A 22,800-nucleotide genomic window follows, 5' to 3' on the forward strand; every position below is an offset into this window, starting at 1 on the left:
GGCCACCACCAGGTTGGCCCCGCTGCCGAAGTAGACGGTGGTGCCCGGCTGGATGGTCAAGGTGGCCCCGCTGCCAATGGTCAGCGTGCCGGTCACGTTGTAGGGCCCGCTGGCCGCCAGCCAGGTGGTGTCCGCACTGATGGTGCCGGAGACGGGTTGGCTGGTGGTGTCATACCAGATGTCCGCCGTGGCGCTGGCGAAAACCACATTGTTGCTGTTGAGGGACTGCACGAGCACGCGGTTGAGGCCGGGGCGGAGGGTCAGGCTGTTGGTCCAGCGTCCCTCCCAGGCGGACCAGAGGGCGGCGTTGCCGTTGACCCAGACCTGGCGGGTATCAATGACGTTGGCCTGGCCGAAGAGGGTGACGTTGGGGGAGGTGGTGTAGAGGTAGCCGTTCTGGGTGGGGAGGCTGCTGCTGACGGTGAGCGTGAGGGGAATCTGCGAGAGGACGACCGCCCGCCGGTTGAAGGCGTGGGTTTTCATTTCGCGGATTTTGGCGGCGTCCGGCCCCCAGCCGGAGAGCAACTGATCAAAGAAGGGGAAGAGGTGGTCGGGGTGGAAGGTGGTGTCGCACAAGCGTTTAAGCTCGGCGAAGAAGATGGGGGCAAAGGGGGCGTTGGTCAGGAAGCGGCGCAGCAACGGCACATTCGGCTCGGGGCTGGGGGGGTTGAGCATGATCCAGATGGAGGAATTGGTCAGGGTGGGGTAATAGGTGGTGGTATCGCCCTGGCCAAAGATGGTGTCGAAGTCATGGCCGATGAGCACAAAGCGGCGGTCCTTCATGCCGCGGTAGAGGGCGTAGTCATCGCCGCGGCCGTTGAAGAGGGAGGTTTCGCCGTAATTCACCATGGAGCCATAGGCGAAGTAGCGCATCCACAACTGGACGTTGAGATTGGTGACGATGGCGTTGCGGTAGTCCTGTTCGTTGGCGATCTGGCTGAAGGCATAGGTCAGGTTGATCAAATCGCTCCAGTCATTTTCGGCGCGATTGGAGTTTTTATAATAGCCGCTGGCCACGTAACTGGAGGGGTCGGTGCCCAGATAATTCAGGTTGGCGTTGTGGGGGAAGATGGAGGCGCGATAGACGTTGCCATCGCCATCTTCCGGCCAGATTTCCTGGGCCAGCTCGCCGTTGACGGGATACAGGAGGAGGTAGGTGCCATAGCCGGCGCCGGAGCTGGTGCCGTTGGCGGGGGCGGTGACCGGCGCCAGGTTCAGGCCGTTGACCCGGTACTGCGCCAGCATGCAGTCGGCCGCCGGCAAACCCGATTTTTGGGCGAGGACGTTGCCGACGTATTGGGCGTGGATGAACTGGCAGTTGAGGTTGATGGCGCTGAGGTTTTTCCAGGGGTTGTCATTGGGGATGTTGATGCGGTTGTTTTTGGGGTTGCGCGAGCGCGAGCCGGCGCCGCGGATGCGCACGCCGCCGTTGTAGCGGACGTCGGTTTCATTGCCGTCCTGGAGGATGAGGGTGATGTGGGACTCGGCGTCGCTGGCGGTATCGGTGGCGGGGAAGGTGGCGCGCTCGGTGGCGGTCATGACGATGCGCACGCCGAGCATGGTGTTGGTGAGGACTTCATTATCCACCTGGAAGAGGGCATTGGCCAGTTGGCCATAGACGCCGTTGGTATTCCAGGCGGGGGCCGGCCAGGTGCGGCTCAATCCTGAGGTGTCGGTGGCCTGGAGGTAGAACTCGATGATGGCGCCATTGGTGAAGGTGGGGAGGCGGGCGCCATACCAGCGGTCACCCGCCACGCCATCGCCGCTGAGTCCATCGTCGCGCATGGCCAGTGCGGTGAAATTGCCGGGGGAGGTGGTGCTGTGATTGCGGTAATAGAGGGTGACGGCCTGGACGCCGTTGGTCAGTTCATCCACGATTTGCGCCCGCACGGTCACGGGGTCGGTCGAGCGGGGCACCAGGGGATAATGCGAGGCGGACAGGATGAGCGGGGCCACATTGTTGGTGGCCACGGAGTTGGCGCGCCCCGGGGTGCCGCCGGGGACGGTGCTGCTCAACCAATTTTGGCCGGAGGTATGGGGCAGGGCGGGATTGACCAGCTCGAGCGAGCTGCCGAAGCCGTCGGCGGCCGAGAACCAGGCCCAGCCGGAGGCGCCGTTATCGAGCACCTGGCGGCAGATGATGTTGCCGGTGGCCGGCGTGGCCGGGCTGCCGGAGACGGTGATGGTGAAGGTGCTGGCGCCCACGCTGTTGACCACGAAGCGGCCGTTGTATTCGGGCTGGTCGGCGCCGCTGATGAGGACGTGGTCATTGGCCGTGTAGCCGTGGCTGAAAATGGTCACGGTGGCGGTGGTGCCGCTGCGCGTGATGCTCAACACGGGCTGGGCGCCGCGGCCGCGCTCGCGGGTGGCCCAGTCTCCTTCACTGGCGTAGCGCACGCGGTGGATTTCCTCGCCCTCGGCGGAGACGAGCGCGAGGGTTTCGCCGCCATTGGCCAACTGACCCGTCCAGCCGCCCACGACGTTGGTGACGGTGGGGTAGTTGGAGCGGAAGGCGGCGACATTGGCCGCCACGACCAGATAACCGTTGGCGGGCAGGGTCACGGCGGGGAAGGTGAAGGAGACGCCGCGGCTGAGACGCCAGCCGGTGAGATTTACCGGCTCGGCCGTGAGGTTTCTTAACTCGATCCATTCGAGGGCGGCCGCGCCGCCGCGGGGGTTGTGCATGATTTCATTGAAGATGACCTTGTTGGCGTAGCTGAGGCCGGCCTGGAGGCGGTAGGTCCACTCGCCGCCGGCGAAGGCGTTGGGGGAGGGGGCCAGGTCCTGGATATTGGCCGCGGGGGACCAGCGGACTTCGACCACGCCGTTGGAGGGCGGCAGGTAGCTGAAGACGTACGGGCCCGCACCGCTGCCCGTCACGGAGCGCGCCGGGCGGCTGTTGATGAGGAGATCGGTGGCATCCACGCCGGTGACCGGCTCGCTGAAGAGGATGGTGATCTGGTCGAGGCGTCCCACGGTGGTGCCTGGCAGGGGGGTGATGGCAATGACCGAGGGCGGCAGGGTGTCGGGGGTGGTGTAGGTCCACGAGGCGTTGGGCGCATTGCGATCAAAGCCGTTGGGGTTGGCGGCGAGGTCGGTGATGCCGTGGCCGATGGCCCAGGCGACCTGAATCAAGGTGGAGTTGGGTTGCGGGAAGGTGAAGGTGTACTGGGCGCCACTGCCGCTGACGGCGGCTGCGGGCACGCCATTGATCAACAAATCCGCGGCGTCCACGCCGGTGACCGGCTCGGAGAAGCGCACGGTGATCTGGGTGAGGTTGGTTACCACGGAGTTGGGCGTTGGGGTGACGGAGATTAGCGTGGGGGGGATGAGGTCCACCAGCGTGTAGGTCCAGGAATTGCCGGCGCGGGTGTTTTCGAAGGCGTTGGCGGGGGTTTCCAAATCGGTGATGCCGTGATTGGCGGCCCAGGAGACACTCACCTGACCGTAGGCGGGCTGCGCCAGGGTGAAGGTGTAGGTGGCGCCGCTGCCGCTGACGGCGGTGGCGGGCAGGCCGTTGATGCGCAGGTCGGCGGCGTCCACGCCGGTGACGGGCTTGCTGAAGATGACGGTGATTTGGGTGAGGTTGGTCAGTTGGGCGCCGGCGGCCGGATTCTGGGCGGCCACGAAGGGGGCGTTGGGGTTGAGGAGCTGGTACTGCCAGGTGTTGCCCGGGGTGGCCGGCTCGAAGGCCTTGGGCGGATTGTCAAAGTCCACGATGCCATGATTGGCGGCCCAGGTGATGGCCACCGGCCCGTAAGCCGGCTGGGGGAAGCTGAAGGTGAAGGTGTCATTGCTGCTGCCGCCGGTGACGGCGACGGCGGGCACGCCGTTGAGGCGCAAATCCGCGGCGTCCACGCCGGTGACCGGCTCGGAGAACTTGACGGTCAGATTGGTCAGGGTGAAGACGGGGCCGGCGGGAGGCATCACCACCTGGACGGTGGGCGGGAGCAGGGAGACATCGGCGAGATAAGTGTACCAGATGCTTTCGAGGAGGAGGTCGGAGCTGGCGAGGCTGGTGTTGAACTGCATGATGGCCAGGAGGTTGGTGCCCTCGACGAGATAGGTGCGCGGGTCGGGAAGGGTGTAGGTGTAGGTGACCAGGGGGCTGGGGGCGTTGTTGGCGAGGGTGGTGTAACTAGGCTCGCCGTTGGGGATGGCGTAGCGGGCCACTTCGACGCCGTTGATCCAGGCGGCGAAGCCGTCATCGCAGCGGAATTGCACGAACATATTGGTGATGGCCTGGACGTTGCGCACCACGAAGGCATGCCGCAGGAAGACGCAGGTGTAGTTGTTGCGCATGTCATTCAGCGCCGTGTTGCCCGAGTACACCGGCGGGGTGTTGGCATCGTAGTAAAACGGCGCCATGCCGACCTCCCAGGCCGAGTCGTCAAAGTTCAACAGGCGCCAGGCGTTGTAGGGATCGGAGGCTTCGGTGCGGCCGCGGAAGAAGCGGTACACGGCATTGCTGGCCACGAGGACGGTGCGGTTGTCCAGGGTGTAGCTCCAGGTGTTGCCGGCGGTGGCGGGGTTGAAGGCATTGGGTGGAGAGACCCGGTCGGTGATGCCATGATTGGCGGCCCAGGTGATGTTCACCGTGCCGGGGGCCGGCGGGGCGAAATAAAAGGTGTAGGTGGTGTCGGCGCCGGTCACGCCCACGGCCGGGGTGCCGTTGACCAGGAAATCGGCGGCGTCCACGCCCTGCACGGGTTTGCTGAACACGACGGTGACCTGATTCAGGTTGGTGAGGGTGCTGCCGGCGGGGGGATTTTGGGAGGCCACCACCGGGGGGGTGCGGTCCACCAGCTCGTAGGACCAGGTGTTGCCGGGGGTCTGCGGGTCAAAGGGCAGGGAGGCGGGCCAGCCGATGTCGGCAATGCCATGATTGGCGGCCCAAGTGATGGCCACGAGGCCGAAGGCGGGCTGGGTGACGGTGAAGGTGTAGTTGGAGCCGCTGCCGGTGACGGCCGTGGCCGGCACGCCATTGACGAGCAAATCCGCGGCATGGACGCCGGTCACCCGCTCGCTGAAGATGACCTGGATGCTGGTGAGACTGGTGACGGTGGCGCCGCGGGCCGGGGTGACGCTGGCGACCACCGGGGGGTTGGTGTTGCGGGGCGGCTCGTCAAGGATGAGGGTGACGACGGCGGAGGTGGCTTTGCGGCCCTGGCCGTCAGTGGCCACGGCGGTCAGGGCGTTGGTGCCGAAGCTGGCGTTGCTCCAGGTCAGGCTGTAAGGCTCGGTGGTGTCGGTGCCCAGGGTCAGGCCGTTGGCCCGAAATTCCACCTGGGCCAGGCCGCCCACGCCGGCGGCGAGGGCGGTCAGCAAGACGTTGGTGGGCATTTCCAGGCCGGAGATGCGGGTGCCGTTGGTGGGGCTGGTCAGTTGCACGAGGGGGGTGGCCTGGGCATCATGAATGGAAACTTGCAGGGTGCTGCTGCCGCGGGCGCCCTCGGCATCCACGGCAGCGGCCTCCAGGGTGTGAAAGCCCACTGCGGGAGCATTCCAAGTCATTTGATAGGGGCTGTTGGTTGCCTGGCCCAGGAGCAGGCCATCCACCCGAAACTCCACGTAGGCCACGGTGCCATCGGGGTCGGTGGCCTGGACTTGGAGGGTGACGGCGGCGGGGCCGGCCAGGGCGGCCTGGTTGGTGGGATTTTGCCAGGTAACTAGGGGGGATTGATTGCGGACGATGACGGGGTAGCCGCGCAGTTCCAAATCAAAACTCAGGTCGGAGCTGGTGGCGCTGTTCTGGTGCACTTCCACGGCGAGGACGTTGGTGCCGGCCACGAGCAAATTGGCGATTTCCGCCTCATAATAAACGGTGCCGTCGTCGCTGGCCGAGGTCGAGGCATAGGTGTTGTAGGTGATGGTGCCGGCGGGCATGTTTTGGCGGTTGACCTCCACGCCGTTGAGGTAGATGACGGCGCCGTCGTCGCGCAGCACGCGGAGGAGCAGGGCCGAGTAGGCAGCGGGGTTGGCCACCATAAAGCGATGGCGGAAATAAATGGTGGGGAAACGGGCGTTGTCCGGCCCGATGTTGATGACGGTGGCCTCCGGGCGGCCGTCGGCGGAGTCGCCGGCGCCCAGTTCCGCCGGGCCCTCGGGCCAGGCGGAGTCGTTGAAGGCCGGGTCCCGCCAGGCCGTGCCCTGGTCCACGCCGGTATCGAGGTATTTCCAGACAGAGCCGGTGGGCACGATGGTCTGCGCGATGGCCACATAGACGGGCGGGGAGGTGTAGGTGAGGCCGGTGTTTGCCCAGCCGATGGCCCGGAGGAGGTGCAAGCCCTGGCTTACGTTGGTCCAGGTGAAGCTGAAGGGGGCGGTGGCATCAAAGCCGAGCAGGTTTTCATCGCCGTAAAAGGCCACATTGGTGATGGCGCCGGAGGGGAGGACGGTCACGGCGGAGATGTTAATGACATTGGTGGCCAGGTTGGCGCCGTCGGGGGGGGCGGTAATGGCCACGCCGGGGTTCATGATGGTCACGGTGGCCACGGCTGAAGTGGAGCGGGTGTTGGCGCCATCCACCAAGACGGCATAGACGCCGTAGGTGCCCAGCGGGAGGTTGCTTGTCACCAGGGAGTAAGGCGCATTGCTCACGGTGCCAATGAGGGTGGTGGCCCGGTAAAATTCCATGCGCACGATGGGGGGGGTGGGCGGGGTGCCGGTGGCGGTGAAGGGGACGGGGGCTCCTGCGGCGTAGAGGCTGCCGTTGGTGGGGGAGCTGAGGATGACCGGCAACTGCATGGCCACATTCAGCACGATATTGCCGCGGGCGGTGGTATTGCCGCCCCCGGGCCGCCGGCCGCCGACCTGGATTTGGTATTGGGTGTTGGCGGTGGCCTCGAAGGTTACGCGGCTTTGCACCTGATTGGTGGCGATATTGTCATTGGCGGCCACCACAGTGAGAAAGAAAACAGATGTGCCGGTGTAGATGCCGAGGACGGTGTCGAAGTCGCTGCCCACGGTGTCAATGGTGACGCGGCCACTCATGGGGGCCGTCCAGCTCCACCAGACAGTGCCATCCAGGCGTCCCACTTGGTTGGGGTTGTTGGGCTCTCCAAACTCCATGTCGGCCCCGACATTGCTGCCGGTGGCGGTGGCGGTGACGCCGGTGAGGGGGATGCGGTTGCCGAAACTATTGTTGGCCGGTTGCCCGATGGCCGATGCCAGCGAAAGGCCGAAGGCGGCCAAGGCCCAAAGAATGTTTCTCATGTAAAAACTTAATACGTCTTTGATTTAGACGCCAATTCTGACTGAACGGTTACAAAAGCGCAACAAAGCAAGCGGGCCTTGCTTCTGCTCCCGCCGCCGGTGCGGGGGGGTGGGGGTGATTTTCCGGGCTTGCGTTCGGGCGGCAAGCCAGACACAATACCGCATGGCGACCAAATCGTTTCGCAACGCGACCGATAACCAGTTCTACCTGCCGGCGGACGCCTTTTTTCGGGCTCACGCCGCGCTGGCGTTGACGTACGACGACGTCACGCTGGCAACGAATTACTCGGAGATTCTGCCCCGGGACACCGTGCTGCAAAGTGTGCTGGCGCCGGGCCTCACCCTGAACATACCGATCATCTCGGCCGACATGGACACGGTGACGGAGTCGGCGATGGCCATTGGGATGGCACTGAACGGGGGTCTGGGGCTGATCCATTACAACATGAGCGACCGCGAGCAGCTTTCGGAGGTCTCGCGGGTCAAGCATCATGTGCACGGGCTGATTCAGGATCCGGTGACGGTCAGCCCGGAGCAGCACATTGGGGAGGTGCTGGCGATGGTGGAGGAGCGGCGGTTTCAGTTTCGGACGTTTCCGGTGATTGACGCCCAGCGGAAGTTGCTGGGGCTGCTGCCGGGGCACGTGGTGAAGCCGCGCTATGCCAGGCACACGGTGGCGGAGATCCTCACGCCGCGCGCGCAGGTGCAGACGATTCAGAAGCGGGAGCTGGGGCGGGATCCGATTGCGCGGGCGGACAAATTTTTCTCGGAGCATCCGGGCATCAACAAGCTGCTGGTGGTGGATGATCAGGACCGGCTGTACGGGCTGTTCACCATCAGCGATGTGGAGCGTATCATCCAGGAGAAAAAGGCCCTGTTCAAACCGGCGCGGGATGACAAATGGCGGTTGATTTGCGGTGCGGCGGTGTCGGCCACGCGCAATGCGTTTGGGGAGATTGACCGGGAGCGGCTGATCTCGCACGTGGGGGGGCTGGTGGAGCGGGGGCTGGATGTGGTGGCGGTGTCCACGGCGCATGGTTTTTCGCGGGGGGTGGGGGAGGCGGTGCGGATGATCCGGCAGGCCTTTCCCAAGCTGCCCATCATTGCCGGGAATGTGACGACAGCGGCGGGGGTGGAGTTTCTGGCCGATTGCGGGGCCAACATCGTGAAGGTGGGGCAGGGGCCGGGCAGCATTTGCACGACGCGGCTGGTGGCGGGGGTGGGGGTGCCGCAGTTGACGGCGCTGTACGTGTGCAGCCAGGCCGCCAAAAAGAAGCGCGTGACTTTGCTGGCCGATGGGGGGATCACCAAATCGGGCGACATTGTCAAGGCGCTGACGCTTTCGCAGGCGGTGGTGTGCGGGGGCATCCTGGCGGGTTGTGATGAGGCGCCGGGGGAGGTGATTGAGATCAGCGGGAAACTGTACAAGCAGTATCGCGGCATGGGCAGCCTGGCGGCCATGAAGGCCGGCTCGGCCGCCCGCTACGGCCACAGTACGCCGGATCCCACGCGCAAGGTGGCGGCCGAGGGCATCGAGGCGCTCAAGGAGGCCGCCGGGCCGTTGAATCGCGTGCTGACGCAGTTGATTGGGGGCATCCAGTCCGGGATGGGCTATCTGGGGGCGGCGAATCTGGCCGAGCTGCGGCAGAAGGCGCGGTACATTCGGGTGAGTCCGGCGGGGATGCGCGAGGCGGGGCCGCATGATGTGGTGGAGGTGAAGACTTCCACCTGAGCGTATGGTTGGGCCATCTTCACGGGCGGGAGGGGATACCGCCGCGGCGGGGCCGGGGTGCCGGCTGGATGACGCATGAGCGCCCGGTTTTCGCCGGTCTTCCGCCAGATGGCGGGGCGTGTGATGGTGCTGCGGGGCGCGGCGCGGGAGCTGTGGCTTGTGTTCCTCGCCAAGCTGCTGGCCATCACGGCCTACGGGGTGATGAACGCGTGCCTGATTTTGTGGCTTTCCAGCGATTTGGGCTACAGCGACGTGCAGGCGGGGGACATTGTGATGTTGTGGTCCACGCTGATGACGATGGCGACGGTCATGGTGGGATCGCTGGTGGATGCGATTGGGTTGCGGCGGGCGTTTTTGCTGGGGATCAGTGTCTGCATTTTTGCGCGGGGGACCATGACGCTGAGCACGGTGCCGTGGCTGGCGGTGGGGGTGGGGCTGATGGCGCTGGCGGTGGGCGAGGCATTGATGACGCCGGTGATGGTGGCGGCGGTGCGCCGGTATGCCACCACGGCGCAGCGCTCTCTGTCGTTTTCCATTTTCTATGTGATGATGAATTTGGGCTTCCTGCTGGGGGCCTATATTTTTGATCACGTGCGGGCGTGGCTGGGGGAGACGGGGCGCTACACGCTGCCGCTGCTGGGGTGGGAGTTCAGCACGTATCGCGTGTTGTTTCTCATCAGCTTTTTACTGACCTTGCCCAACCTGGTTTTGCTGTATTGGGGGGTGCGGCCGGGGGTGGAGGCCACGGACGAGGGCCTCAAAATCACGCCGGAGCAGCCCAAATACGCGGATCGCGGAGTGTTCAAGGGGCTGGCGCTGACGGTGCGGGATGCGGTGGATGACACTGTGCGCATTTTTGCGGGGCTGTGGCGGCAGCCGGCGTTTTTCAAGTTTCTGGCGTTCTTAACGCTGGTGGTGGCGGTGCGGCTCATCATGTATCACATGAACTACACCTACCCCAAGTTTGGGATTCGGGAGCTGGGGGACGGGGCGCCGATCGGGCGGTTGTGGGCGATCAACCAGATGCTCATTATTTTCCTGGTGCCGCTGATGGGCACGCTGACGTTGCGGTGGTCGGCATATCGGGTGGTGACGCTGGGCAGCGCGGTGGCGGTGGCGGCGGTGTTTGTGATGGCGCTGCCGCCGGAGTGGTTTGCGCCGCTGGCGCAAAGCTGGCTGGGGGCGTGGTTGTATCACGGTTATCTGGGCCTGCAGGGGGCGTTCATTCATCCGTACTACGTGATGATTTTCCTGTTTGTGGTGGGGTTGTCGCTGGGCGAATCGCTGTACTCGCCGCGGTTGTATGAGTACCCGGCGGCCATTGCGCCCAAGGGTCAGGAGGCTTCCTACATGTCGCTGTCGTACCTGCCTTTTTTTGTGGCCAAGGTGTTTGTGGGGATGTCCTCCGGCCGGTTGCTGGAGCAGTATTGTCCGGCAACGGGCGAGCGGATGTCGTGGATGTTGTGGACGTATATTGCGGTGATGGCGGCCGTCACGCCGTTGGGGCTGATTTTCTTCCAGCGGTTTATCCGGGTGAAAGAAGCGGGGCGGACGGATTAAAAACTCACCGTTGGCGGCGGATGGACAAGCCCAACCGCTTGCGCACGTGTGAATAACTTCTCGTGATTTTCCTTGTCGCCGGAGGCGGGCTGGGGCATCACTGCGGGCATGGATGCACCCGATCAACTGCGCGAGCTGTTCCGAATGCAAAAGGCCCTGAATGAACGCATCGGGGTCCGCACGGAAGGCATGACGGAGGCCGAGCGGATTCAGTGGGTTCTGAACTACTGCCGGGCGATGTCCCAGGAGATAGCGGAGCTGACCGACAGCGTGCCGTGGAAGTGGTGGGCGCGATACCAGAAGTTTGACGAGCAGAATGCGCGGGTGGAGGTGGTGGATTTGTTTCATTTTCTCATCAGCCTGGCGCAGGTATTGGGGATGAGCGCCGATGACGTGTTTCAGGCGTACGTTAAGAAGAACGAGATCAATTTCAAGCGGCAGGAGAGCGGGTACACGGAGAAGGACGAGAATGACTGCCGGCACATCGGGGTGGAGAAAGCCCCCGCGGCGGCCGCTGAAACTTGCAGCGCCGCTGCCGGAGGTTGAGCGTTTTACCTTGCACGCCAGCGGCCGCTGGGGATAATTCCTGATTAAGTCCCCGCCGGTGTTGTGTGCCGGTATGGGCGGTTAATGAAAAGCACTTAAAAGCTCCCAACCATCCAACGCCATGAAACACCTGCTGTTTGCTTCGCTGGCCGCCGCGGTGGCGGTTTCCCTGAACGCGCCCGCGCCGGTATGTGCCGCCGACAACGAGCCGCCGCCCGGGTTTATTGCCCTGTTCAATGGCAAAGATTTCACGGGCTGGCGGGTGCCGGAGGGGGACAATGGCCATTGGAAGGTGGTCAATGGGGTGATTGATTACGACGCGGAGAGCGAGGCCAAGGGCGACAAGAGCCTGTGGTGCGAGCGGGAGCTGGGCGATTTTATTTTGCGGGTGGACTGGCGCATCAAGGCCACGCCCTACACCAATCCGCATGTGCCCTACATTCTGCCCGATGGGACGCATGCGCGCGACATCACCGGCAAGGAATTGCAACTGGCGCTGCCGGACTCCGACAGCGGGATCTTCCTGCGGGGCTCGGGGACGTACCAGGTGAACATTTGGTGCTGGCCCATCGGGTCGGGGGAGATGTACGGCGTGCGCATGAATCCCAAGACGCCGCCGGAATTGCGCGCGGCTGTGACGCCGCGCCATCAGGCTGACAAGCCGGTGGGTGAGTGGAACCGGTTTGAGATCACGGTGCGCGGGCGCACGGTGACGGTGGTGCTCAACGGGGTGACGGTGATCCCCGGGGCCACCATTCCGGAGCTGCCCCTGCGGGGGCGCATTGCGCTGCAACATCACGGCGGCAAGGACGCGCAGGGGCGGTGGAACAGCCCGCCGAGCCTGCTGCAGTTCAAAAACATCTTCGTGCGCGAGTTGAATTAAAGGGGGGCGGGCGGGGGCGAATACCCTGGGCGACGATGCATGGTCTGCTGACGGGGCTGTTGGGGCTGGGGGTGTTTTTGGGCGTGGCGTGGGCGCTTTCCGCCAACCGCCGGGAGGTGCCGTGGCGCACGGTGTTGTGGGGGCTGGGCCTGCAAACGGCGCTGGCGTTGTTCATCCTTAAAACCCGGGCGGGCCAGTTGGTTTTTGATTATGCGGGGCGGGGCATCCGGGCGCTGATCGCTTTTGCCAATGAGGGGTGCGCCTTTGTTTTCGGCCCGCTGGCGCGGCCGGCCACGCTGGAGCAGGCGTTTGGGCCGGGGCAGACGTTTATTTTCGCCATCACGGTGGCGGGCACGATCATTCTGGTGTCGGCGCTGTCTTCGCTGCTGTATCACTGGGGGGTGCTGCAACGGGTGGTGCAGGCCATGGCGTGGCTGATGCGCCGCGTCCTGCGCACCAGCGGCAGCGAAACCCTGGCGGCGGCCGCCAATATTTTCATGGGCCAGACGGAGGCGCCGCTGGTGGTGAAGCCGTACCTGGCGCGCATGACGCGCAGCGAGCTGTTGTGTTTGATGACCGGCGGCATGGCCACGCTGGCGGGCGGGGTGGCATCGGTTTATGTCAAGCTGGCCAGCGAGGCGGGGCATCCGGATTTTGCGGGGCATCTGCTCACGGCCTCGGTGATGAATGCGCCGGCGGCGTTGTATCTATCCAAGATGTTGCATCCCGAGACGGAAACCAGCGAGACGGCCGGGCAGGCGGCGGGTTTTGTGCCGCGGACCACCACCAACAGCCTGGACGCGCTGTGCCAGGGGGCGGCGGACGGCATGAAACTTTCGCTCAATGTGATGGCGATGTTGATAGCATTTGTGGCGGTGGTGGCGCTGGCCAACGCGCTGCTGGTGGGGGCGCAATCGGTGGCGGGCATCACCTCGCCGGCGAATTTGCAGACGGTGCTGGGCTGGCTGAACGCGCCGCTGGCGTGGCTGATGGGGGTGCCGGCGCAGGATTGTCTGGCGATTGGCGCGGTGCTGGGGGAGCGGGTGGTGTTGAATGAGTTTATCGGTTATGTGTCCCTGAACGCCGCGCCGGTGGAGGCGCGCAGTTACACGATCGCGATCTATGCGCTGTGCGGTTTCGCCAATTTTGCCAGCATCGCCATTCAGGTGGGCGGGATTGGGGCGTTGATTCCGGAGCGCCGGGGGGAGCTGGCGCGGCTGGGGTTGCGCGCCATGCTGGGGGGGCTGCTGGCCTGTTATGTATCGGCCACGCTGGCCGGATTGATGATATGAATGCTTCGAGGATTACGGCGGTCATCTTTGACATGGATGGCGTGCTGACCGATTCGGAGCCGCTGATCAATGCGGCGGCCATTGCCATGTTCAAAGAGCGCGGGCTGGTGGTGCAGCCGGAGGATTTTCATCCGTTTATTGGCACGGGGGAGCTGCGGTATTTGGGCGGGGTGGCGGAGAAATATGGTTTTGCGCTGAATCTGGAGGAGGCGAAACGGCGGACGTACGAGATTTACCTGGAGCTGGTGCCTGCCCAACTGCGGGCCTTTCCGGGGGCGGTGGAGCTGGTGCGGCGGTGCCGGCAGGCGGGGTTGAAGACGGCGGTGGCTTCGAGTGCGGACTTGATCAAGATCGAGGCCAATCTGGACAAGATCGGGCTGCCGCGGGCCACGTGGGAGGCGGTGGTCAGCGCGGAGGACGCCGTGCACAAGAAGCCGGCGCCGGATTTGTTTCTGGCGGCGGCGCGGCGGATGGCGGTGGCGCCGGGGGAGTGTGTGGTGATTGAGGATGCGGTGAGCGGGATCCAGGCGGCGCGCGCCGCCGGGATGCGTTGCGTGGCGGTGGCGTCGAGTTATCCGCCCGAGCGACTGGGGGAGGCGGCGGTGGTGCGGGCCACGATTGCGGAGGTGACGCTGGAGGATTTGCGGGGGGCCTGAGGGGGCAGGGCAGGCGGGGGGCCGTTCAGGGTTTTTGGTGCCCGTCCACGGGTTGCACATTGTGCGGCAGGTAGGGGCGGTCGCCCCACGGGTAATGGGGCAGGCCGAGGTCCAGGACCTGATTGATGTCATTGAGGGGGACGCCCAGGTGAAAGAGCGTGCGGGCGGCATCCACGCGGCCGCGGCGGGCGTCCTGCATTTCGGGGAGGTCCTCCAGGTCGAAGCAGGCCGACAGGGTGGCCCGCGGTTCCAGGGCGGCCAGGAGCGGTTGGAGGCCGGCTTCGAGACGGCGGCAGAGGGGGGCCAGCACGTGATGAATCCAGTGCAGGAGCTGGGCTTCGGCGACGGCGCGGTTGGCATCTTCGGTGAAGCCGAGGATGGTGTCGGGCACGCGAAAGACGGCCAGGATTTCCTGGCGGTTGAATTTGCGGTTTTCGAGGAATTGAAGGTCTGCGGCGTTGAGGGCGGGTTTTTCGACTTTGACCCCGCCGGAGAGGAAGAGGGGGCGATCGGCCATGCCGGCGCGGGCTTTGCGCTCGCGCAAGGCGGCCTGGACCTGGTCCATCTGGGCCTGGGAAAGGTGGTGCTCGGTGGTGACGATCAGGCCGGTGTCGGCGTTGTTGAGGATGAGGCCTTTCATGAACTGGGCGGAGTGGTAATCGGTTTGGGCGGCGAGGTGGGCCACGCTCAAGGGGGAGAGGCCGCGCCAGGGATGCCAGGGGTTGGGCAGGCGCAGGTGCAGGACTTCCTCCGGCAACAGCACCATGCCGGGCAGGGGGTCGTGGGGGCTGGCGGCCTGATAACGCCAGCCGGCGAGGGTGTGATGCTCGATGATTTCGGTGAATTGGTCGGGGGGCAGCGGCAGGAGGTATTGGAGGGCGGCGCCGGGGCGCAAGGCGGCCACGGCGCCTTGACGGTCCACGGGAAGCAAAAAGACTTCGCCGCGCAAATCCAACCAGGTGGCCACCAGTTCCCAGAAGGCAAAGCGGTCGAGGTGGGGGTGCGGGCGTTGGAGCAGTTGGTAAGCGGGGCCGGAGAGGATGAGATTCTCGCCCTGATAGAGTTTGAGCGGGATTTGAGCGAGTTTGGCGGCTTTGGCGGCGATGGCGGCATAGACCCAGGCGGATTGCTGATGGGCGTTGAGGAAGGCGCCGGAGGCCTCGGCGGGGTCGCCGCGCAACCAGGCGGCGAGGGTGGGGGCGCAGGCCTTGGTGGTGGGGGCGGGGGTGAGCCAGTGGCGGAGGGAGTGCAGGAGGTTCATGGGCCTTATGAGTTGAGGTTCAGCGCCATCAAAGACCCGGTCACGCCGGGTGGGCGAAGCGTGAAGCATGAGGTGGCGGAGCGGAGTGCTCCGGGAGCAGAAATTGGCCGGGTGTGGACGGCCTCGGGCGGCCGGGCGCGCCGGCCGGCGGGGCTTTTTCCGGCTGGTGCAGCGGCCCGGTGTTAGAGGGACCAGCCTTTGCGATATTCGGCCAAGAGGTGGCGGTTGGCGTCGCGGTGATTGGTGAACTGCGCGCGCGCCGCATCCCATTGCAAGCGCGTGCCCGGATAGCGGAAGGCAATGACCCCCAGCAGGGCGATTTCCGTCAGCGGCCCGCCGTAATCGAAATGGGACAGGGCCGGCGGCCCGCCTTTGCAGGCGCGCAACCATTCCGCGTAGTGGCCGGGGGATTTGGGGACGGGGTTGGGGGGCAGGGTTTTTTCCAGCTCGCGGTACTCGTCCATTTTGGCATCGGGGATCATGCGGCAACTGCCGGCGCCATGGGAGCCGTACACGATCTTGCCTTTTTCGCCCACCACCACGGCGCCGATGCCGGGGAGTTTTTCGGTGCCCATTTCCTCCGGGGTGGGCGGGGACCATTTGCCGTCGTACCAGATTAATTTAAGCGCGGGGCGCGTGCCCTGGGCGGCGAACTCATAGGTGATGCGGGTGCCGGGGGGGCAGGTTTCGGCGTGCAATTTGGGGTCGTAGTCCATGACTTCGGCCTGCAGCGCGACAGGGGCGGTTAGATTGAGCGCCCAAAAGACCGGATCCACCACGTGGCATACCCAGTCGCCAATGACACCGGTGCCGAATTGCAGCCAGCCGCGCCATTTGCCCGGCACGTAGCAGGAGTTGTAGGGGCGCCACGGGGCCGGCCCGAGCCACAAGTCCCAGTCCAGCGTTTCGGGGACGGGCATTTCCTGTTTGGCGCGCTCCAGCTCGGCGACGCGGCTGTAGTTGCTGCCACAGAAGGCATGAATTTCCCGCACCGGGCCGATGAAGCCGCTTTGGATCATTTGATGGAAGCGGCGGATGGAATCGGAGGAGTGCCCCTGGTTGCCCAGTTGGGTGACGACTTTGTACTGGCGGGCGGCGGCGCGCAGGGCGCGGATTTCCTGCACGCAATGGGCCAGCGGTTTCTCGGAATAGACATGCTTGCGCTCCTTGATGGCGCGCATGAGGGCCACGGCATGGGTGTGGTCGGGCGTCGAGACCACCACGGCATCGAGGGTGCGCCCGACTTCGTCCATCATTTTGCGGTAGTCCTGGAAGGCTTTGGCCTGGGGGAAGCGCTCCTGCGCCTTCTGGAGGCGGGCGCGGTCCACATCGCACAGCGCCACGATATTTTCCCCGGCGCAACCGTCCAGGTTGGCCCCGCCGCGGCCGGCGACGCCGATGAAGCCCAGGTTCAATTTGCTGCTGGGGGGGGTGGCGCCATGCAGGCCGAGAATGTGGCCGGGCAGAACCGTGGCGGCGGCGAGGGTGGCCGCCGAGGCGCGTAAAAACCGGCGGCGCGAGCAGAAGGCAGAGTTGGGTTGCTTCATAAGCTGCGTGCCGAGGTTAGACGCTGGCCGAAGCCGCCTTATTCAACCGTGGGGGGCTTAAGCCATGAGCAGAGGCGGGAGTCCGTGCCGGAGTGGCCGAGCTGGGTCGGAGGCCCCGGCAGCAGGGGCAGACATTACCTTATAGGCAGGACCTTTGCTTTTGTCCTGGCAGTCGGCGGCGATGTTTGAGGCTGGTTTGCGCGCTTACGAGGAACGGGAAATTTCCACTATCGCATTGCCCTGCTTGATGAAGTCCAAGGCCTTTGGCAGCGTCGTCTTCAGCAACTGGCGAAGTGTGGCATTGCTGGTGTTGCCGCAGGTCAGCCAAATCACGCATGGGGGTGGCCCAAGGCGTTCCACCATCTCCACAAAATCCTCGTCCTTGGTCATGACGATGGCATTGGCCTGGCGGGCGGCGGCGAAGATATCCTTGTCCTTGGCATGAGCGAGCCCCAGCTCGCGCACGGAGCGGGCGTCTTCGCCAAATTCCGTGGTGAGCCACGGTGCCAGGGCAGGCGACAAGTGGGCGTCCACCCAAATCATGAAGAGAGCAAGACAGGGTGATTGAGCTTGCGGCTGGCGTATTGGAGGCAAGCCTGAATGTCTTCTGGCTCAAGGTCTGGCAATTCCTCGAGCACCTGCTGTGGAGTCAAGCCATGGGCCAGCAGATCCAAAACGTCAATCACACGGATGCGCAGGCCCCTGATACAGGGGCGGCCTCCGCATTGGTCTGGATCAATCGTTATTCGATTCATACTTGTACTATACCCCTAACAAGCTGGTTTTGCCCATTCAATTCGAGTGAGCGCCAGCTTTGTTGGGGCTCCACTTTTGAGGGAATCTAGCGCTCACGCAATGGGGCGGGGGGATCGTTAGAAAAGGGCTTCACTTCTCTTGGCGGTCTAACTAAAGTGCCGGTCTTAATTTGGCGTGCAGGTTGAATAAGTTAATGAAATGACGATGTTTTATGGGTGCTGATACGACCGTGGTGCAGGCGGTGGAAGCGCCGCCGTTGAAACCGTTGGCCTTGCGTTCCCGCCTGGCGGGCACTCCCTCGCAACCCCCGAAGTATGCGGTTACGGTGCGCAACCGGGCCGGGCAGCCGGTGGTGCTGGCGGATCCGCGGGCCACGCGGGCGCTGGTGGCCCTGATGAACATCCACGCGGTGAACGGCGGGGCGGCCTGCCACTGGGGCGGGCCGGCGGCGTTTGCGGAGATCAATGCGGCGCTGCACGGCCTGATGTTTGCGGTGCAGGGGCGTCCGTGGCACGAGGCTTACAATTACGTGAATGACGCGGGGCATGCGGAGAATGGCATTTATGCGTTGCGCGCCCTGTATGGTTTTGACGGGATGACGTTTGATGATTTGAAGGGTTTCCGGAGCCTGCAGAGCAAGCTGACCGGCCATGGCGAATCGCACCTGAATCCTGAGGGCGTGCTGCTGAGCAACGGGCCGCTGAGTTCGGCCATTGGGCAGGCCGAGGGGCTGGCGATGGCGGACAAGCTGGCGGGGAATGACCGGGTGACATTGTGCGTGGCGTCGGACGGGGCCTCGATGGAGGGGGAGGCGCGGGAGGCGTATGCGTCCATTCCGGGGCTGGCGGGCAAGGGGCGGCTCAATCCCTTCGTGCTGGTGATTTCGGACAATGACACCAAGTTGAGCGGGCGGATCAGCAAGGATGCGTTTTCCATGCAGCCCAGCCTGGAGGCGATGGCGGTGCTGGGGTGGAAGGTGCTCAAGGTGGCCAACGGGCACGATCTGGAGGCGGTGTATCAGGCCATGGAGGCGGCGATTGAGGCCGCCCGCGGCAATCCGCAGCAGCCGGTGTGTGTGTGGGTCAAGACCATCAAGGGTTACGGGGTGAAGGCCACGATGGAGAACGCGGCGGGCGGGCATGGTTTTCCGCTGAACAACGCGGAGAAGATCGTGGAATTTGTGCAGGAAATCTACGGCGGCCAGCCGCCGGAGGAGTTGGCGCGGTGGGCTGCGGCGTTGCGGGCGGAATGGGAGCAGAAGGAGGCCGCCAAAAAGGCCAAGGCGGCGGCCGCGCCAGCGGCGGGGCCGGCGGTGAAGAAGGACAAGGTGCAGACCGGCCTGGCCAAGGCGGCGGTGCGGGCGGCCACGGAGGGGTTGCCGGTGTTCAGTGTGTCCTCGGACGTGCAGGGATCCACGGGCATGAGCCTGTTTCAGAAGAGTTTTCCGGAGCGCTGGGTGGAGGTGGGCATTGCCGAGGCCAACATGGTGAGTGTGGCGGCGGGTTTGTCCAAGCTGGGTTTTGTGGCCATCGCCGATACGTTTGGGCAGTTTGGGGTGACCAAGGGGAATCTGCCGCTGACGATGGCGGCGTTGTCGCAGGCGCCGGTGATTGCGGTGTTTTCGCATATTGGGCTGCAGGATGCGGCGGATGGGGCGTCGCACCAGGCGACGACGTATCTGGCGGCGACGTGCGCGATACCGCATACGGTGGTAATTGCGCCTTCCTGCGCGGAGGAAGCGGAGGCGTTGATGTATGAGGCCATCCGGCGGCAGGTGGCGGACCGGCTGGCGGGCAGGGACGGGGAAAGCTACATCTTTTTTGTGGGCCGGGAGAATTACCCGCTGCGGTGGGTGGAGGGGGCCACGTATCCGTGGGGCAAGGCGCAGGTGTTGCGCGAGGGCAAGGATGTGGTGCTGGTGGGGTGCGGGGTGCTGGTGGAGAAGGCCCTGGCGGCGGGGCAGAAGCTGGCCGAGGCGGGGATTCAGGCCACAGTGATCAACAACCCCTTCATCAACCGGGTGGATGTGGCGACGATTGGCGCCGCGGTGCAGCGGTGCGGGGGGCGGGTGGTGACCATCGAGGATCATCAGGTGCAGGGCGGGATGGGGGCGCAGGTGGCCCATGCGCTGGCCTGCGCGGGCATCCCCCATCGCATGAAGTCGCTGGGCATTCCGGGCGAGTTTGGGCGCAGCGCCTATGTGGCGGAGCATCTGTATCAACACTATGGGTTGACGGCCGAGCGCATGGCGCAGGCGGCGCGGGAATTGTTGGGGTGAGGCCTCCCCGGCAAGGGCCAGGCCCCGTACTGCGTTCCGGGCGTCCGTAGGGATGGGGCGGCGGGGCGGGGCAAGATTGTGGCTTGCTAAAACCCAGACAGCCCGTAAATTAGTCGGCTTAATTTAATTGAATATGTGGTTTATGAGCATAGGGCTATTGGCCGGAGCAACCCCGCCGGGCACGCAGTCATCGGCACCGTTCTGGGTCAACCTGTTCCCCATCATTTTGATGTTTGTGGTGTTCTACTTCCTGCTGATCCGCCCCCAGACCAAGCGGCAGCGGGAGCTGGAGAACATGCAAAAGAACCTGAAAAGCGGCATGAAGGTGTTGACGGCCAGCGGGATTGTGGGGACGGTGCTGACCGTGCGCGAGCGGACGCTGACGCTGCGCTCCGGCGACGCCAAGCTGGAGATCACGCGCGGCGCGGTGACGGAAGTGTTGGAGAAGGGCGAGGCGGCGGCCGAGGAGGAGCCCGCCCCGCCGAAGAAGTAACCGTGGGCGCAGGGGCATGAGCCGGTATCGGGAAGCAACGGAGCGTCATCCTGTCTTATGAAGCAAAGTCATCTCTGGAAATTGTTGTTGATTGTGTTTGTGGTGGCGTGGTCGGCGGCCGAAATGTATCCGCCGACCAGCCGGGATTTGCTGGAGTACTTCCAGGCGCGGGCGGTCAACACGGACACAAATTTTCAGGCCATGGTGGCGAAGGCGAAGGAGCTGAACGCCAAGAATCCGTTGCGGACGTTTGGGAACTTGCGGGACGCCATTGGGGAGCGGATGATCACCAACTACTTCCCCTTTGTGAACGTGAGCAAGGAAGTGGGGGCCTCCAACATGACGGTGGTGATTCTGGCGCAGTTGCAGCGGGAGGCGGCGGGCAAGATCAAGCTGGGGCTGGATTTGCGGGGCGGCACTTCGTTTTTGGTGGGTTTGGACACCAATTATTTGTCGCAGGTGGGCGAGCGGAGCGAGGAGGAGCGCAACATTGCCATTGCGCAGGCCATCGAGGTGCTGCGGCGGCGCGTGGACAAGTTTGGGGTGGCGGAGCCGATCATCCAGCCGGCGGGGTCGGATCGGATCATTGTGCAGATTCCCGGGTTGTCCGAGGACGAGAAGGAGGCGGCGCGGCGGCAGATTGAGAAGGCGGCGTATCTGGAGTTTCGGCTGGTGCATCCGGAGAGCAGCGAGCTGCTGGCGCAGGAGATTATTCCGGCGGGGTATGAGGTGCTGAAGGAGGTCTCCACGCGGGAGGGCAAGGAGACGGCGATTCCCTATCTGGTGGCCAAAAAGGCGGTGATGACGGGCGAGTACATCAAGGAGGCGCGGTTTGACCGGGATCCGCTGACCGGCCGGCCGCAGATCGCCTTCAGTCTGACGGCCAAGGGGACGGATTTGTTTGGGCGGATCACGGAGGAGAACGTGGGGCGGCAGTTGGCGATTGTGCTGGACGGGCAGTTGCAGTCGGCGCCGGTGATACAAACGCCGATCACGGGGGGGCGGGGCCAGATCACGGGCCGGTTCACGGAAAAAGAGGCGGTGGAGCTGGCCAGCGTGCTGGAGAATCCGCTGCGCACGCCGTTGAAGATCATCGAGAGCCGCGAGGTGGATCCGTCGCTGGGGGCGGACTCGATTCACAAGGGATTCCGGGCGGCGGTGATTGGGGTGGTGTTGGTGAGCGCTTTCATGCTGGTGTATTACCTGGTGGCGGGGCTGGTGGCGAATGTGGCGCTGTTGTTGAACATCATCATCCTGCTGGGGGTGATGTGCAGTTTTGGGACGACGCTGACGTTGCCGGGCATAGCGGGCATTGTGCTGACGATTGGCATGGCGGTGGACGCCAACGTGCTGATCTACGAGCGCATGCGGGAGGAGCTGGCGGCGGGCAAGTCGCTGCGCGGGGCGGTGGCGGCGGGGTATGAGAAGGCGTTCAGCACGATTTTGGACTCGAACGTGACGACGCTGATTGCCTCGGTGATTTTGATTTACATGGGGACCGGGCCGGTGAAGGGGTTTGGCGTGACGCTGACCATTGGCGTGAGCGCGAGCATGTTCACGGCGCTGGTGGTGACGCGGCTGATTTTTGACGCGATGATTCACTTCAATTTGGTGAAGTCGCTGCCCATGTTGCAGTTGATCCACAACCCGAACATCAATTTCATGCGTTACGCCAAGCCGGCGTTCATTGCCTCGTGGGCATTGATTGTGGCGGGGCTGGTGGTGGGCATCTTCCGGGGCTCGCACATTTATGGCGTGGACTTTGCGGGGGGCGACCGGGTGACACTGGCGTTTGCCCAGAAGGTGGAGGTGGACAAAATCCGCCAGGAAATGGATCGCATTCGCATGGGCGATGTGAACATTCAGTACCAGAAGGACATTGGCTCGAATGAGGAGACGCTGACTTTGGTCACGCCGTACGAGAAGGGCGAGGAGGCGGTGGCGGCGTTGAAGAAGGCGTTTCCTGACGCCGGCTGGAAGGTGATGGGGGTGGACAAGGTGGGGCCGACGGTGGGGAAGGAGATCAAGAAATCGGCGATGGTGGCCATCTTCCTCGCGCTGCTGGGGATTCTGGTGTATGTGGCGATGCGCTATGAGTTTTCGTTTGCCATTGGCGCGATTGTGGCGGTGTTGCATGACATTTTGATGACGCTGGCGGTGTTCTTCATCTTTGGGCGGCAGCTCAGTGCGCCGGTGGTGGCGGCGGTGTTGACCATCATTGGTTTCTCGATCAATGACACCATCGTCATTTTTGACCGCATCCGGGAGGATTTGAAGCTGGGGGTGCGGGGCAGCTTCCTGGAGATCATGAACAAGGCGCTCAACCAGACGCTGAGCCGCACGATCATCACCTCGGGGACGGTGTTTCTGGCGACGCTGTCGCTGTATTTGTTTGGCGGCGGGGTGATCAATGATTTCTCGTTCTGCTTCCTGGTGGGGATTCTGACCGGGACCTATTCCTCGATCTACATTGCGGGGGCGCTGGTGTTGTGGCTGAACAAGGGCGAGCGGCCCACCCTGGCCACGAATGTGGCCATCGAGACGCCGGTGTCGCGTCCCCGCACGGCTTGAGGCCGGGGCG

13 protein-coding genes and 1 pseudogene are annotated in these 22,800 nt (G+C 64.2%); 9 read left to right on the forward strand and 5 right to left on the reverse strand.

Translation table 11 applies throughout. From position 1 onward, the window contains the following. Nucleotides 1-7,215 (reverse strand): Ig-like domain-containing protein (locus tag N3J91_14485; GenBank protein MCX8157631.1); only part of this gene is annotated, 7,215 nt, incomplete at its 3' end. Nucleotides 7,216-7,378: 163 nt separating this feature from the next. On the opposite strand from N3J91_14485, the gene N3J91_14490 reads away from it, so the two are divergent. From N3J91_14490 to N3J91_14515, 6 genes and pseudogenes are all read left to right on the forward strand, one after another. Further along, entirely contained in the window at nt 7,379-8,947 is a 1,569-nt protein-coding gene (locus N3J91_14490; GenBank protein MCX8157632.1) for an IMP dehydrogenase, read from the forward strand. A gap of 75 nt (nt 8,948-9,022) precedes the next feature. Next, nucleotides 9,023-10,507 (forward strand): MFS transporter, encoded by a 1,485-nt coding sequence (locus N3J91_14495; protein MCX8157633.1) that lies wholly within the window; start codon nt 9,023-9,025, stop codon nt 10,505-10,507. 108 nt (nt 10,508-10,615) lie between these two features. Further along, nucleotides 10,616-10,993 (forward strand): annotated as a pseudogene (locus N3J91_14500) (dUTPase). Nucleotides 10,994-11,174: 181 nt separating this feature from the next. Continuing rightward, nucleotides 11,175-11,936, forward strand: coding sequence for a DUF1080 domain-containing protein (locus N3J91_14505; GenBank protein MCX8157634.1), 762 nt, complete (start codon nt 11,175-11,177; stop codon nt 11,934-11,936). A gap of 35 nt (nt 11,937-11,971) precedes the next feature. Next, nucleotides 11,972-13,228 (forward strand): Na+ dependent nucleoside transporter domain protein, encoded by a 1,257-nt coding sequence (locus tag N3J91_14510; protein MCX8157635.1) that lies wholly within the window; start codon nt 11,972-11,974, stop codon nt 13,226-13,228. Then, on the forward strand, nt 13,225-13,884 hold the full coding sequence (locus N3J91_14515; protein MCX8157636.1) for an HAD-IA family hydrolase: 660 nt from the start codon (nt 13,225-13,227) through the stop codon (nt 13,882-13,884). Before N3J91_14510 ends, N3J91_14515 begins: the two co-directional genes overlap by 4 nt. A gap of 25 nt (nt 13,885-13,909) precedes the next feature. Here N3J91_14515 and N3J91_14520 read toward each other — a convergent pair whose 3' ends face one another. The 4 genes from N3J91_14520 to N3J91_14535 form a co-directional block, all read right to left on the reverse strand. After that, complete coding sequence (locus N3J91_14520; protein MCX8157637.1) at nt 13,910-14,989, reverse strand: phage portal protein; 1,080 nt, start codon at nt 14,987-14,989, stop codon at nt 13,910-13,912. 338 nt (nt 14,990-15,327) lie between these two features. Next, nucleotides 15,328-16,692 carry a Gfo/Idh/MocA family oxidoreductase gene (locus N3J91_14525; protein MCX8157638.1) on the reverse strand — a complete coding sequence of 455 codons (1,365 nt, stop codon included), beginning with the start codon at nt 16,690-16,692 and terminating at the stop codon, nt 15,328-15,330. Between the two features lie 204 nt (nt 16,693-16,896). Continuing rightward, nucleotides 16,897-17,235, reverse strand: coding sequence for a DUF5615 family PIN-like protein (locus tag N3J91_14530; protein ID MCX8157639.1), 339 nt, complete (start codon nt 17,233-17,235; stop codon nt 16,897-16,899). Beyond that, a complete protein-coding gene (locus N3J91_14535; protein ID MCX8157640.1) occupies nt 17,232-17,447 on the reverse strand; it encodes a DUF433 domain-containing protein in 216 nt (71 codons plus the stop codon). The genes N3J91_14530 and N3J91_14535 overlap by 4 nt, the downstream gene beginning before the upstream one ends. Nucleotides 17,448-17,659: 212 nt before the next feature. On the opposite strand from N3J91_14535, the gene N3J91_14540 reads away from it, so the two are divergent. From N3J91_14540 to secD, 3 genes are all read left to right on the forward strand, one after another. Beyond that, complete coding sequence (locus tag N3J91_14540) at nt 17,660-19,726, forward strand: thiamine pyrophosphate-dependent enzyme (GenBank protein ID MCX8157641.1); 2,067 nt, start codon at nt 17,660-17,662, stop codon at nt 19,724-19,726. Between the two features lie 229 nt (nt 19,727-19,955). Further along, nucleotides 19,956-20,219, forward strand: coding sequence for a preprotein translocase subunit YajC (yajC, locus tag N3J91_14545; protein ID MCX8157642.1), 264 nt, complete (start codon nt 19,956-19,958; stop codon nt 20,217-20,219). Between the two features lie 57 nt (nt 20,220-20,276). Then, entirely contained in the window at nt 20,277-22,790 is a 2,514-nt protein-coding gene (secD, locus tag N3J91_14550; protein ID MCX8157643.1) for a protein translocase subunit SecD, read from the forward strand. The last annotated feature ends 10 nt before the right edge of the window (nt 22,791-22,800 follow it).

The organism is Verrucomicrobiia bacterium, from assembly GCA_026414565.1.
GTDB lineage: Bacteria > Verrucomicrobiota > Verrucomicrobiia > Limisphaerales > Fontisphaeraceae > Fontisphaera.